Source organism: Pseudomonas sp. SMN5 (assembly GCF_052041925.1).
Lineage (GTDB): Bacteria > Pseudomonadota > Gammaproteobacteria > Pseudomonadales > Pseudomonadaceae > Aquipseudomonas.
On the sequence record NZ_JBKGGX010000013.1, the window covers coordinates 23,650 to 37,809 of the forward strand.

The 14,160-nt window shown below is 61.9% G+C and carries 12 protein-coding genes; 10 read left to right on the forward strand and 2 right to left on the reverse strand.

Annotated elements, in window-relative coordinates:
• Positions 1-18: 18 nt before the first annotated feature.
• From ACLEJR_RS14790 to ACLEJR_RS14815, 6 genes are all read left to right on the forward strand, one after another.
• Complete coding sequence (locus ACLEJR_RS14790; protein ID WP_440793732.1) at positions 19-1,434, forward strand: OprD family porin; 1,416 nt, start codon at positions 19-21, stop codon at positions 1,432-1,434.
• A 75-nt stretch (positions 1,435-1,509) separates the two neighbouring features.
• Entirely contained in the window at positions 1,510-3,105 is a 1,596-nt protein-coding gene (locus ACLEJR_RS14795) for an ABC transporter substrate-binding protein (protein WP_440814787.1), read from the forward strand.
• 74 nt (positions 3,106-3,179) lie between these two features.
• Positions 3,180-4,190 carry an ABC transporter permease subunit gene (locus ACLEJR_RS14800; RefSeq protein ID WP_440793728.1) on the forward strand — a complete coding sequence of 337 codons (1,011 nt, stop codon included), beginning with the start codon at positions 3,180-3,182 and terminating at the stop codon, positions 4,188-4,190.
• A gap of 10 nt (positions 4,191-4,200) precedes the next feature.
• On the forward strand, positions 4,201-5,112 hold the full coding sequence (locus tag ACLEJR_RS14805; protein ID WP_440793726.1) for an ABC transporter permease subunit: 912 nt from the start codon (positions 4,201-4,203) through the stop codon (positions 5,110-5,112).
• 10 nt (positions 5,113-5,122) lie between these two features.
• Positions 5,123-6,091 (forward strand): ABC transporter ATP-binding protein, encoded by a 969-nt coding sequence (locus ACLEJR_RS14810; RefSeq protein ID WP_440814788.1) that lies wholly within the window; start codon positions 5,123-5,125, stop codon positions 6,089-6,091.
• Positions 6,091-7,071 carry a peptide ABC transporter ATP-binding protein gene (locus ACLEJR_RS14815; protein ID WP_440793722.1) on the forward strand — a complete coding sequence of 327 codons (981 nt, stop codon included), beginning with the start codon at positions 6,091-6,093 and terminating at the stop codon, positions 7,069-7,071. The genes ACLEJR_RS14810 and ACLEJR_RS14815 overlap by 1 nt, the downstream gene beginning before the upstream one ends.
• Positions 7,072-7,226: 155 nt before the next feature.
• On the opposite strand, the gene ACLEJR_RS14820 is transcribed toward ACLEJR_RS14815, so the two are convergent.
• Complete coding sequence (locus tag ACLEJR_RS14820) at positions 7,227-7,472, reverse strand: hypothetical protein (protein ID WP_440793720.1); 246 nt, start codon at positions 7,470-7,472, stop codon at positions 7,227-7,229.
• Positions 7,473-8,391: 919 nt separating this feature from the next.
• A complete protein-coding gene (locus ACLEJR_RS14825; protein WP_440793718.1) occupies positions 8,392-9,975 on the reverse strand; it encodes a peptide chain release factor 3 in 1,584 nt (527 codons plus the stop codon).
• A 330-nt stretch (positions 9,976-10,305) separates the two neighbouring features.
• Here ACLEJR_RS14825 and ACLEJR_RS14830 point away from each other — a divergent pair, with 330 nt between their 5' ends.
• From ACLEJR_RS14830 to ACLEJR_RS14845, 4 genes are read left to right on the forward strand one after another with little or no spacing between them, the layout of a single operon-like run.
• The gene (locus ACLEJR_RS14830; protein ID WP_440814790.1) at positions 10,306-11,022 is read left to right on the forward strand and encodes an ABC transporter permease; all 717 of its coding nucleotides are present in this window, start codon (positions 10,306-10,308) and stop codon (positions 11,020-11,022) included.
• A 24-nt stretch (positions 11,023-11,046) separates the two neighbouring features.
• The gene (locus ACLEJR_RS14835) at positions 11,047-11,940 is read left to right on the forward strand and encodes a glycine betaine ABC transporter substrate-binding protein (RefSeq protein WP_440814791.1); all 894 of its coding nucleotides are present in this window, start codon (positions 11,047-11,049) and stop codon (positions 11,938-11,940) included.
• 12 nt (positions 11,941-11,952) lie between these two features.
• Positions 11,953-12,606 (forward strand): ABC transporter permease, encoded by a 654-nt coding sequence (locus ACLEJR_RS14840; RefSeq protein WP_440793714.1) that lies wholly within the window; start codon positions 11,953-11,955, stop codon positions 12,604-12,606.
• Positions 12,603-13,760, forward strand: coding sequence for an osmoprotectant ABC transporter ATP-binding protein OsmV (locus tag ACLEJR_RS14845; protein ID WP_440814792.1), 1,158 nt, complete (start codon positions 12,603-12,605; stop codon positions 13,758-13,760). Before ACLEJR_RS14840 ends, ACLEJR_RS14845 begins: the two co-directional genes overlap by 4 nt.
• The last annotated feature ends 400 nt before the right edge of the window (positions 13,761-14,160 follow it).

Genomic DNA, 14,160 nt, shown 5'->3' on the forward strand with positions numbered 1-14,160 from the left:
AGAAAAGGAGCGTTACCCATGAAGTTGAGCAGCACCGCGATCCTGGCCTTGGCCATCAGCAGCATCACCGCGACGGCCTTTGCAGAATCCCAGAGCCAGGCCGTCACCCCGGTGACCCTCAAGACCACCAGCGAGCAAAGCGAAGCCAAAGGTTTCATCGATGGCCAATCGGTAACCGGGTCGACCCGTAACTGGTACGCCAACGAGCAATTCAAGCGCGGCGCGAAGCTGACCTACCGTAAAAACGGTGAAGCACGCGAGACCGACCGTCGTATCAACTGGGTGCAAGGCACCATCGTCAAGTACAACTCGGGCTTCACCGAAGGCACTGTCGGTTTCAGCACCGAAGTCGCGGCCTACAACGCCATCGCCCTGGACCAGGACCGAAAGGACCTGGCGTCCAACAACGGCGGCGCCCCGACCACCCGTCCAGGTGCCGGCAACAACCGCACCCTGACCCGCGAAGGCGGCGACGCCGTCGGCCAGTGGAGCAAACTGGGCCTGGCGAACGTCAAGGCGCGCGTGTCGAACACCACCCTGACCGCCGGCCGTCAGAACTTCAGCAGCCCGATGGTCGATGTCATCGGCAACCGTGCCCTGCCTTCCAGCTTCCAGGGCGTCAGCCTGCACAGCGAAGAGTTCGAAAACCTGGGCTTCGACATCGCCACCTTCGACCGCAACTCGCCACGTACTGAAGAGAGCCTGCGCAAGTTCCGTTCCGAATACGGCGACAGCAGCGTTGAAACCGATCACGTCAACACCGCTGGGATCACCTACCAGCCACTGGCCAGCCTGAAAACCAGCCTCTGGGCGACCCAGGCCGAAGACATGTGGAACCAGTACTACTTCGGCGCCACTCATGAACTGGGCGACAGCTCGGTACTGAGCCTGACCACCGGCCTGAACTACTACAAGACCGTGGACTCGGGCAAAAGCAAGCTGGGCGAGATCGACAACGACACCTACTCCCTGTCGTTCGGCCTGACCCACCAGGCCCACAGCCTGACCTTCTCGTACCAGGAAGTTAACGGCAACGAGTACTTCGACTACCTGCACGAAACCAACGGCATCTACCTGGCCAACTCCCTGCTGTCGGACTTCAACGGCCCGAACGAGAAATCCTTCCAGATCGCCTACGGCCTGAACATGGCTGAATACGGCGTACCAGGCCTGAAATTCAACATCTACCAGGCGCGTGGCTGGGGTATCGACGGTACTCACTACAACAGCACCGGTTACAGCGACGTAAGGGCGATGGACGGCGAGCACCACTACGAATACGGCATTGGCGCATCCTATGCCGTGCAGAGCGGCCCGCTCAAAGCCACCGCGATCCGCGCGACCTACACCGCACACCGCGCCAGCGAAAACCAGGCCGACGGCAGCCTCAACGAATTCCGCCTGGTAACCACCATTCCGTTCAACATTCTCTAAACCTTCCACCGGACGGTCGACTCACAAGGTCGACCGTTCGGCTTTTGCCATTCAGACGATTGCAGAGGATTGACGATGAACATGATCCCCCTACGCGCAGCCATTGCCGCGGCGCTGCTGAGTGTCGCCGTTGGCGCCAGCGCCAAACCCCTGGTGGTGTGCACAGAAGCCAGCCCGGAAGGCTTCGACATGGTCCAGTACACGACTGCAGTCACTGCCGATGCCGTGGCAGAAACCATCTTCAACCGCCTGGCCGATTTCAAGCCCGGCACCACCGAAGTGATTCCGGCCCTGGCCGAATCCTGGGACATCAGCGACGATGGCCTGACCTACACGTTCCACCTGCGCAAAGGCGTCAAGTTCCACACTACCGAATACTTCAAGCCGACCCGCGACATGAACGCCGACGACGTGGTCTGGAGCTTCCAGCGCCAGCTGGACCCCAATCATCCGTGGCACAAACTGTCGAGCGTGGGCTTCCCCTACTTTGAAAGCATGGGCTTCAAAGAGCTGCTAAAAAGCGTCGAGAAAGTCGACGAACACACGGTCAAGTTCACCCTGACCCGCCGCGAAGCGCCGTTCCTGGCCGACATCGCCATGGCATTCTCCTCGATTTACCCGGCCGAATATGCCGATCAGTTGCTCAAGGCCAACAAGGCCGGTGACCTGAACAGCAAGCCGGTCGGCACCGGGCCGTTCGTCTTCCAGCGCTACAACAAGGACGCCCAGGTGCGTTTCAAGGCCAACCCGGACTATTTCCGTGGCAAGCCACCGGCCGATGCGCTGATATTGGCAATCGCCACCGACAACAACGTGCGCCTGCAGAAGCTCAAGGCCAACGAGTGCCAGATCGCGCTGTACCCCAAGCCCGATGACATCCCGAGCATCAAGAAAGACGCCAACCTGAAGGTCGACGAGCTGGACGCGATGACGGTGTCCTACGTCGCCATGAACACCCAGCACAAGTACATGAGCGATGTGCGGGTGCGCAAAGCCATCGACATCGCGTTCGACAAGGAAGCCTACGTCAACGCGCTGTTCGGCAAGGGCAACGCCACCGTGGCGGTCAACCCGTACCCACCGACCCTGCTGGGCTTCAACCACGAGCTGAAGAACCCACCTCGTGACCTGGACAAGGCCCGCCAGTTGCTCAAGGAAGCCGGCGTACCGGAAGGCACCGTGTTTACCCTGTTTACCCGCAACGGCGGCGGCCCGACCAACCCCAATCCGATGCTCGGCGCACAGATGATGCAGGCGGACCTGGCGAAAGTCGGGATCAAGGTCGACATTCGTGTGATGGAATGGGGCGAAATGCTCAAGCGCGCGAAAAACGGCGAACACGACATGGTTTCCGCCGGATGGGCAGGCGATAACGGCGACCCGGATAACTTCCTGACGCCTTTGCTCAGTTGCGAAGCGGCCAAGAACGGCGAAAACTACGCCCGCTGGTGCAACGAGAAATTCCAGGCGCTGATCGACCAGGCCCGCGCCACAGTGAACCCCGAGGAGCGCACCAGGCTCTATGAACAGGCCCAGGTGCTTTTCAACCAGGACCAACCGTGGATCACCATGGCCCACACTAGGATGTTCACGGCAATGCGCAAAAATGTAGAGGGCTACTCCATTAGCCCGCTCACCACCAACAACTTCGCCACCACCCAGGTGAAGTAGATAAGAAAACGCCCGGCCACCTTTATCCAAAGGTGGCCGGGCACGCCTAACCGGCTGATGAGGTACACCTTAAGATGTTTAGTTTTATTGCCCGCCGACTGGGATTGTTGATCCCCACGTTCTTCGGCATCACCTTGCTGACCTTCGCGTTGATTCGCATGATTCCCGGCGACCCCGTGGAAGTGATGATGGGCGAACGTCGGGTCGATCCCGAAATGCATGCTCAGGCAATGGAACGCCTTGGCCTGAACAAACCGCTGTATGCCCAGTACCTGGACTACGTCGGCAAACTGGCCCACGGTGATCTCGGCGAATCGCTGCGCACCCGTGAAAGCGTATGGACCGAATTCAGCTCTCTGTTTCCCGCGACCCTGGAACTGTCCATGGCCGCCCTGTTGTTCGCCGGTATCCTGGGCCTGCTGGCCGGGGTGATCGCGGCCCTCAAGCGAGGTTCACTGTTCGACCATGGGGTGATGGGGGTCTCCCTGGCGGGCTATTCGATGCCGATCTTCTGGTGGGGCCTGATCCTGATCATGTTCTTCTCGGTGTCCTTGGGCTGGACCCCGGTGTCGGGCCGGATCGACCTGCTCTACGACATCGAGCCGCGCACCGGCTTCATGCTGATCGACACCCTGCTGGCCGATGAGCCGGGTGCCTTCCTCGATGCCCTGCATCACCTGATCCTGCCGGCCATCGTGCTGGGCACCATCCCGCTGGCGGTGATCGCCCGCATGACCCGTTCTTCGATGCTTGAAGTGTTGCGCGAAGACTACATCCGCACCGCCAAGGCCAAAGGCTTGTCGCCGACCCGCGTGGTGTTCGTGCACGGCCTGCGCAACGCGCTGATCCCGGTGCTGACCGTGGTCGGCCTGCAAGTCGGCACGCTGTTGGCAGGCGCGGTCCTGACCGAAACGATCTTCTCCTGGCCGGGTATCGGCAAGTGGCTGATCGAAGCCATCGGCGCCCGGGATTATCCCGTCGTGCAAAACGGCATCCTGTTAATCGCCTGCCTGGTGATTCTGGTCAACTTCGTCGTGGACATCCTCTACGGCTTTGCCAACCCACGTATCCGTCACCAGCGCTGAGATCAAATCCATGAGTACTCCAACTACTTCGGTAGCAGTCGATCAAAGCCTGCTGTATCCGTCGCCGTACAAAGAATTCTGGCAAGCGTTTTCCCGTAACAAGGGCGCCGTGGCCGGGCTGCTGTTCATGATCCTGGTGGTGTTCTGCGCCATTTTCGCGCCGTGGGTCGCCCCTCATGACCCGAGCGAGCAATATCGCGACTTCCTGCTCACCCCGCCGGCCTGGCTCGAAGGCGGCCAGATGCAGTTCCTGCTGGGCACCGACGAACTGGGCCGCGACCTGCTCTCGCGGCTGATCCAGGGTTCGCGCCTGTCGCTGCTGATCGGTTTGTCGTCGGTGGTGATGTCGCTGATCCCGGGCATCCTGCTGGGGCTGTTCGCCGGGTTCTTCCCGCGCATCCTCGGCCCGACCATCATGCGCCTGATGGACATCATGCTGGCCCTGCCCTCGTTGCTGCTGGCCGTGGCGATCGTTGCCATCCTCGGCCCAGGCCTGATCAACACCGTGATCGCCATCGCCATCGTGTCGCTGCCGTCCTACGTGCGCCTGACCCGCGCCGCAGTGATGGGTGAACTGAACCGCGACTACGTAACCGCCGCCCGCCTGGCCGGTGCCGGCCTGCCGCGCCTGATGTTCATCACCGTGCTGCCCAACTGCATGGCACCGCTGATCGTCCAGGCGACCTTGAGCTTTTCCTCGGCGATCCTCGATGCCGCCGCCCTGGGCTTCCTCGGCCTGGGCGTCCAGCCGCCGACCCCGGAATGGGGCACCATGCTGGCCTCGGCCCGCGACTACATCGAACGCGCCTGGTGGGTTGTGAGCCTGCCTGGCCTGACCATTTTGCTCAGCGTGCTGGCAATCAACCTGATGGGCGACGGGCTGCGCGATGCGCTGGACCCGAAACTCAAGAATGCCGCCTGAGGAGATTCCCATGTCACTGCTAGAAATCAAGAATCTCAACGTCCGCTTCGGCGACGCCACGGCCGTGCCAGTGGTCGACGGCCTGGACTTGAGCGTGGAAAAAGGCGAAGTGTTGGCCATCGTCGGCGAATCGGGCTCCGGCAAATCCGTGACCATGATGGCGCTGATGGGGCTGATCGAGCACCCCGGCATTGTCACCGCCGACGCGCTGAACTTCGACGGCAACAACATGCTCAAGTTGAGCGCCCGCCAGCGCCGGCAAATCATCGGCAAGGACCTGGCGATGGTCTTCCAGGACCCGATGACCGCGCTCAACCCCAGCTACACCGTGGGTTTCCAGATTGAAGAAGTGCTGCGCCTGCACCTGAAGATGTCCGGCAAGGCGACCCGCAAGCGCGCCATCGAACTGCTGGAGAAAGTCGAGATCCCCGGCGCCGCCAGCCGCATGGACGCCTACCCTCACCAACTGTCCGGCGGCATGAGCCAGCGCGTGGCGATTGCCATGGCGATTGCCGGCGAGCCGAAACTGCTGATCGCCGACGAACCGACCACCGCCCTGGACGTGACCATCCAGGCGCAGATCATGGACCTGCTGCTGGCTCTGCAAAAAGAACAGAACATGGGCCTGGTGCTGATCACCCACGACCTGGCCGTGGTGGCTGAAACCGCCCAACGCGTGTGTGTGATGTACGCAGGACAAGCCGTGGAAGTGGGTAAGGTGCCCGAGCTGTTCGACATCCCGGCCCACCCGTACAGCGAAGCACTGTTGGCGGCGATCCCGGAGCACAGCATGGGCGCCGAACGCCTGGCGACGTTGCCGGGCATCGTGCCGGGGCGCTATGACCGTCCGCAGGGTTGCCTGCTGTCGCCGCGCTGTCCGTATGTACGCGATAACTGTCGTCAAGAGCGTCCTGCCCTCGATCCGAAAACCAACAGCCTCGCCCGCTGCTTCTACCCGCTGAACCAGGAGGTGGCGTGATGGCCGTCGTACTTACCGCCCGTGACCTGACCCGTCATTACGAAGTGTCCCGTGGCATGTTCAAGGGCCACGCGACCGTGCGCGCACTCAATGGCGTGTCGTTCGAACTGGAGGCCGGCAAGACCCTGGCCGTGGTGGGTGAATCCGGTTGCGGCAAATCCACACTGGCCCGGGCCCTGACGCTGATCGAGGAACCGTCTTCCGGTTCCTTGAAAATCGCCGGCCAGGAAGTCGCCGGTGCCAACAAGGCCGAACGCAAGCAACTGCGCAAAGACGTGCAGATGGTGTTCCAGAGCCCTTACGCCTCTCTCAACCCACGGCAGAAAATCGGTGATCAACTGGCCGAACCGCTGTTGATCAACACCAGCCTGTCGGCCACCGAACGGCGCGAGAAAGTCCAGGCGATGATGAAGCAGGTGGGTTTGCGCCCCGAGCATTACCAGCGCTATCCGCACATGTTCTCGGGCGGTCAGCGCCAGCGCATCGCCCTGGCCCGCGCCATGATGCTGCAACCCAAGGTGCTGGTGGCGGACGAACCGACGTCGGCGCTGGACGTGTCGATCCAGGCCCAGGTGCTGAACCTGTTCATGGACCTGCAGCAGGAATTCAACACGGCCTACGTGTTCATTTCCCACAACCTGGCGGTGGTGCAACACGTCGCCGATGACGTGATGGTGATGTACCTCGGTCGCCCGGTGGAAATGGGCCCCAACGAGTCGATCTACAGCCGCCCGCTGCACCCGTACACCCAGGCGCTGCTGTCGGCCACGCCGACCATCCACCCGGACCCGAACAAGCCGAAGATCAAGATCGTCGGCGAACTGCCCAACCCGCTCAACCCACCGTCCGGCTGCGCCTTCCACAAGCGCTGCCCATACGCCACCGAGCGCTGCAAGACCGAAGAACCGGCGCTGCGTCCGCTGGATAACCGGCTGGTAGCCTGCCACTACGCCGAGCGGTTCCTCGACGGCGCGGCGTAAGGAGCCTGGTTAGACGGGCAGTGTTGTTCACAAGGACAACACCGCCCCCCTGTGGCGAGGGAGCTTGCTCCCGCTGGGTCGCGAAGCGGCCCTTTGGGGGGCTGCTGCGCACTCCAGCAGGAGCAAGCTCCCTCGCCACGGGGTCGGTGTAGAACTCAGGACTTGCTCTCTTCTTCATCGCCACCGTCGTCAGGATCCTGCTGGTCGATGGTCGAATCGTCATCATCCTGGTCGCCGGGGTCTTGCTGCTCATTGGCGGCCAGCAGCAGTTCCTCCTGCGCGACCTGCCCACTCGAAGCGTGCTTTTCATGCTCTTCGCATTCAGCCCATGCGGCCGTAGAGCCCAGGGACAGCATGACCACGACTTTCAGCAACAACATGACGCGTAGAAACCTGTTCATAAGCGATTCCCTCTCATGTGAATGAAGCCGCGGCCCGACGGCGTCCAGGAAACAGTCCTGAACAGGCTGGCTCACAAAGAGTAGGACGCAGAACCCCAGTCAGAATGCCCCTGGCCGACAGACCGCTTTCGAATAGGGGTTAGTTCGAACGGTTATGGCTGGAATGTGATTTTCTGTGGGAGCGGGCCTGCTCGCGATTGCGGCCTCGCAGTTTTTTTGACCGGGGACTTATCCGTTGCTGCGGTAACGGCTTCTTATGGTTCCGCCCTGACGGCGGCTTACTTTTGAGAAGCGCAAAAGTAAGCAAAACGCTCTTGCCCCACCACTGGGCACCTCGCCAAGGCTCGGTGTTCCCTCACTCCGGCATTGCTCCGTGGGCCCGCCGCGATGGGCCATCCATGGCCCTGCGCGGCTATCCCGGCATCCATGCCGGGATGCCCACTGCGCAATGCCTGCGTTCGGCCCTTGTGGTTGATGGGGCGCTCAAGATCAGAAGCCAAAGCAAAGCAAAAGCGAGGCGGCCTAACGGCCGACCTGACTTTTCCGGCTGTACCTGAATCCTGTGGGAGCGGGCTTGCTCGCGAAGACGGCCTGACAGCCGACCAATTCTTTACGGTTGTAACCCGATCCATTGTGGGAGCGAGCCTGCTCGCGATTGCGGTGCCTCAGTCAGCATCAATACTGCTGACCCGACGCCATCGCGAGCAGGCTCGCTCCCACACGGGATCTGCGTCGGGAGCAAGATTTTTTGTTCACTGAAGATTTCATGTGGGAGCAAGCTTGCTCGCGATGGCGGCCTCACAGCCGACTTATCTCTCCCGGCTGGACCTAAGTCCAACTGTGGGAGAGGCCAATCGAGGGGCAACAAAAAACCCCACTGCTTTCACAACGGGGTTTCTCGATGCTGCAAACTCAGCGTTTAGTGATGCTCACGCGTCGCGCGGAATTTCACATCCGGCCAGCGTTCTTCCATCAATGCCAGGTTGACCCGGGTCGGAGCCAGGTAGGTCAGGTGGCCGCCGCCGTCCAGGGCAAGGTTTTCCACGGCCTTGTTGGAGAATTCCTCGAACTTCTTCTTGTCGCTGCAATCGACCCAGCGGGCCGAGTACACGGTGATTGGCTCGTAGGAACACTCGACCTTGTATTCCTCTTTCAAGCGGCTGGCGACCACGTCGAACTGCAGCACACCCACGGCGCCGAGGATGATGTCGTTGCTGCGCTCCGGGAAGAACACCTGGGTGGCGCCTTCTTCGGCCAGTTGCTGCAAGCCCTGGCGCAGTTGCTTGGACTTGAGCGGGTCTTTCAGGCGTACGCGGCGGAACAGTTCCGGGGCGAAGTGCGGGATGCCGGTGAAGCCCAGGGTTTCGCCTTCGGTGAAGGTATCGCCGATCTGGATGGTGCCGTGGTTGTGCAAGCCGATGATGTCACCGGCGAACGCTTCTTCCAGTTGCTCACGTTCGGAGGAGAAGAACGTCAGGGCGTCGCCGATGCGCACGTCTTTGCCGGTGCGCACGTGGCGCATCTTCATGCCTTTCTCGTACTTGCCGGAGCAGATGCGCATGAAGGCGATGCGGTCGCGGTGCTTGGGGTCCATGTTCGCCTGGATCTTGAACACGAAGCCTGAGAACTTCTCTTCCACCGGCTCCACGGTGCGCTCGTTGGCAACCCGGGGCAGCGGACGCGGGGCCCAGTCCACCACGGCGTCGAGCACATGGTCGACGCCAAAGTTGCCCAACGCGGTACCGAAGAACACCGGGGTCAGTTGGCCGTCGATGAATTCCTGTTGGTTGAACTCATGGCAGGCACCCTGCACCAGTTCCAGTTGTTCGACGAAACGCTCGTACTCGTCCCCCAAATGCGCACGGGCTTCTGGGGAGTCGAGTTTTTCGATGATCTTGGTTTCGGTGCGCTCATGCCCGTGACCGGCGGTGTAGACGATGATGTAGTCGTCGGCCAGGTGGTAGACGCCCTTGAAATCGCGGTAGCAACCGATCGGCCAGGTGATCGGCGCCGCCTTGATCTTCAGCACCGCTTCGATCTCGTCGAGCAGTTCGATCGGGTCGCGGATGTCCCGGTCGAGTTTGTTGATGAAGCTGACAATCGGGGTGTCCCGCAGACGGCAGACGTCCATCAGCGCGATGGTCCTTGGTTCGACGCCCTTACCGCCGTCGAGGACCATCAGCGCCGAGTCCACGGCTGTCAGGGTGCGATAGGTGTCTTCGGAGAAGTCTTCGTGGCCCGGGGTGTCGAGCAGGTTGATCATGTGGTCGCGATACGGGAACTGCATGACCGACGTGGTAATGGAAATACCCCGTTGTTTTTCCATCTCCATCCAGTCGGACGTGGCGTGGCGGTCGGATTTACGCGACTTCACCGTGCCGGCGACGGCAATCGCCTTGCCCATCAGCAAAAGCTTCTCGGTGATGGTGGTCTTACCGGCATCGGGGTGGGAAATAATGGCGAAAGTGCGGCGTTTCGCGACTTCGGCGGCCTGTTGGGTCATGGGAAATCGCCTGGCTGGTGATTCAAAAAAGGGCGGCGATTATAGCTCAAGTTGTGCCAGGAACCGAACCGTTGAGCGCTTGCAGGGTGACCTCATCTGCCCCGACCGGGGAACCTTTTGACCCTTGGAAACGTCCACCTCCCTGATACAGCTTCGCGTCAGGCTCTGGAAAATCAGCAAGTTAGCTTGACGTAGCTGCGCTCATGGCTCGAATGAACTGCCGTTTTCGGCAGCCAAAAGAGCTGCTTCTCGCGAACGCTTTCCCGGCAACCAGTGATGGCTTGCCGCCCGGGATCGCGTGCGCCGACTGAAAGACAAAGGAGTCCGCCTGTGGCTATCCGCTATGGCAAAGGGCTGACGGGAGGTGCGGTCGTCGTCGCGCTCCTGGCCCTGTTGGTCCACTGGATCGGCATCGAGACGATCCAACGTTACCGCGACGATCTGCTGTTCTACCTGCAAGCACACCTGCTGTTGGTCCTCGCCTCCATGCTCGCCGCCCTGATTGTCGGCATTCCGGCCGGCATCGGCCTGAGCCGCCCCGGCATGGTCGGGCGCGCCGAACGCTTCATGCAAGTCTTCAACATCGGCAACACCGTGCCGCCCCTGGCCGTCCTGGCCATCGCCCTGGGCTTCCTGGGCATCGGCAGCGGTCCGGCCATTTTCGCCCTGTTCCTCGCCTCGCTGCTGCCCCTCGTGCGCAACACCTACGAAGGCCTGAAGAACGTCCAGGGCTCGCTCAAGGAAGCCGCCACCGGTATCGGCATGACCCCACGCCAGGTGCTGTGGCAAGTCGAGTTGCCCAACGCCGTGCCGATCATCGTCGGCGGCGTGCGCGTGGCCCTGGCGATCAACGTCGGCACCGCCCCGCTGGCGTTCCTGATTGGCGCCAACAGCCTGGGCAGCCTGATCTTCCCCGGCATCGCCCTGAACAACCAGCCACAGCTGCTGCTCGGCGCGGCCTGCACCGCCCTGCTGGCGCTGCTGCTCGACGGCCTGGTGACACTGGCCAGCCGCCTCTGGCTGGAGCGCGGTCTGCGCGCCTCATAAAGCCAGGCTGGATAAGGAATCGTTATGAAGAAGTTGAGCTTGATCCTGGGCTGTGTCCTGCTGCTGGCCGGATTCGCCCAAGCCGCTGAAAAACCCGTCATTCGCCTTGGAGCCCGGGTCTTCACCGAACAGACCCTGCTGGCGGAAATCACCGCGCAATACCTGCGCAGCAAAGGCTACGACGCGCAGATCACCGGCGGCCTGGGCAGCAACCTGGCCCGCAGCGCCCACGAAACCGGGCAACTGGATCTGCTGTGGGAGTACACCGGCGTGTCGCTGGTGGCCTACAACCACGTCACCGAAAAACTCGACAGCGCCCAGTCCTATGCGCGGGTCAAGGAACTCGATGCGAAAAAGGGCCTGGCCTGGCTGACGCCGTCGAGATTCAGCAACACCTACGCCCTGGCCCTGCCGGAAAAGGTCGCCCGCCAATATCCGCAGATCAACAGCATCAGCCAGTTGAACGCCGTGCTACAGGCCGAGGCGGACGAGAACCACCTGGTGGCGCTGGACACCGAGTTCGCCAACCGCTCCGACGGCCTGGCCGGCCTGGTCGAGCAATACGGCCTGAACCTCACGCGCAAGAACATCCGGCAGATGGACGCCGGGCTGGTCTACACCGCCCTGCGCAACGCCCAGGTGTTCGCCGGCCTGGTGTACACCACCGATGGCCGGCTGAACGCGTTCAAGCTGAAGTTGCTCGAAGATGACAAGCATTACTTCCCCGACTACACCGCCGCACCGGTGGTGCGCCAGGCGTTCCTCGACGAGCACCCGCAACTGGCCGACCAACTCAAGCCCCTGGCCGAGTTGTTCGACGACGAAACCATGCGCCAGCTCAACGCCCGCGTGGACGTCGATCATGAAAGCCCTTCCACCGTTGCCGCCGACTTCCTGCGCCAGCACCCTATCAACTGAAGAGGAAAAGCCATGGAACTGTTGAACGCCTTTTCCCATCTGGACTGGCAGCAGGTCATCCACCTGACCTGGCAGCATGTCACGCTGGTGGGCATCGCCGTGACCCTGGCGATTGTCATCGGCGTGCCGCTGGGAATCTTCATGACCCGCTTCCCGGCGCTGGCCGGCCCGCTACAGGCCAGCGCAACGGTGCTGCTGACGATTCCCTCGATTGCCCTGTTCGGCCTGTTGCTGCCGTTCTATTCCAAATTCGGCCAAGGCCTGGGCCCGATGCCGGCGATCACCGCAGTGTTTCTCTATTCGCTGTTGCCGATCATGCGCAACACCTACCTCGCGCTCACCGGCGTGGAACCCGGCATCCGCGAAGCTGCCCGCGGTATCGGCATGACCTTCGGCCAGCGCTTGCGCATGGTCGAACTGCCCATCGCCGTGCCGGTGATCCTCGCCGGCGTGCGCACCGCCGTGGTCATGAACATCGGTGTCATGACCATCGCCGCCACCATCGGCGCCGGTGGCCTGGGCGTGCTCATCCTCGCTTCCATCAGCCGCAGCGACATGTCGATGCTGATCGTCGGCGCCGTGCTGGTCAGCCTCCTGGCCATCTTCGCCGACCTGCTCCTGCAATGGCTGCAACGCTCGCTGACTCCAAAAGGATTAACCAAATGATCGAACTTCAAAACCTTAGCAAAACCTTCAAGAGCAACGGCAAGGATGTCAAAGCCGTGGACTCGGTGAACCTGACCGTCAACGAAGGCGAGATCTGCGTGTTCCTCGGGCCATCGGGGTGCGGCAAGAGCACCACGTTGAAGATGATCAACCGGCTGATTCCGCCCACCTCGGGCAAGGTGCTGATCAACGGCGAAGACACCACCGGCCTGGACGAAGTGACCCTGCGCCGCAACATCGGCTACGTGATCCAGCAGATCGGCCTGTTCCCGAACATGACCATCGAGGAAAACATCGTCGTGGTGCCCAAGCTGCTCGGCTGGGACAAACAGAAATGCCATGACCGCGCCCGCGAGCTGATGAGCATGATCAAGCTCGAACCCAAGCAGTACCTGCATCGCTACCCACGGGAACTCTCGGGCGGCCAGCAGCAACGGATCGGCGTGATCCGCGCCCTGGCGGCCGATGCGCCGCTGCTGCTGATGGACGAACCGTTCGGCGCGGTGGACCCGATCAACCGCGAGATGATCCAGAACGAGTTCTTCGAAATGCAGCGGGCGCTGAACAAGACCGTGATCATGGTCAGCCACGACATCGACGAAGCCATCAAGCTGGGGGACAAGATCGCGATTTTCCGCGCCGGCAAGCTGATCCAGTGCGACCACCCGGACACGCTGCTGGCGCATCCGGCCGATGAGTTCGTCAGCAATTTCGTCGGCCAGGACAGCACCCTCAAGCGGCTGTTGCTGGTCAAGGCCGAGGACGCGGCGGACAACGCCCCGTCGGTCAGCCCCGAGACGCCGGTGGCCGAGGCGCTGGAACTGATGGATGAACACGACCGGCGCTATGTGGTGGTCACCTGCGCCGAGAACAAGGCCCTGGGCTATGTGCGCCGTCGCGACCTGCACCGCCAGACCGGCACCTGTGGGCAATACCTGCGCGAGTTCAACGCCACGGCGGCTTATGACGAGCACCTGCGGATCCTGCTGTCGCGCATGTACGAGTTCAACCGCTCGTGGCTGCCGGTGATGGACGCCGAGCGGGTGTTCCTCGGCGAGGTGACCCAGGAGTCGATTGCCGAGTACCTGAGTTCCGGCAAGTCCCGTGGCGGCAAGACCAGCATCGTCTCGCCGGCCGAGATTGCGCAAGCCTGATTCCTGTTCCCGCCCTCCTGGGGGATGGGTTTTGCTCTTGTGGCGAGGGAGCTTGCTCCCGCTGGGTCGCGAAGCGGCCCCAATAAAAGCGATGAGCGCTCCGCACTCAAGCGGGAGCAAGCTCCCTCGCCACAAAGGCAAAAGCCGCTCAGCGGTCCCGAATGTCTCATCCACGGGAACATCAATCCGTCACACAGGTCGGTTACATCAGGAGCTGTCCCGCACCGCACGACGAATGCGTGCAAAAACGCGACATTTTTAGTTGATCTCAGGCCCCTCACGCCCTAAAGTTCGCGCCGAACGTCCATGCTGGAAACGATCCATCCGGCTCAAGTACTGACGACGAGACAGCAAGGCCAAGGGCATCCCCAGAGCCAGGTCGTTTGAGAGCGTAGCGAGC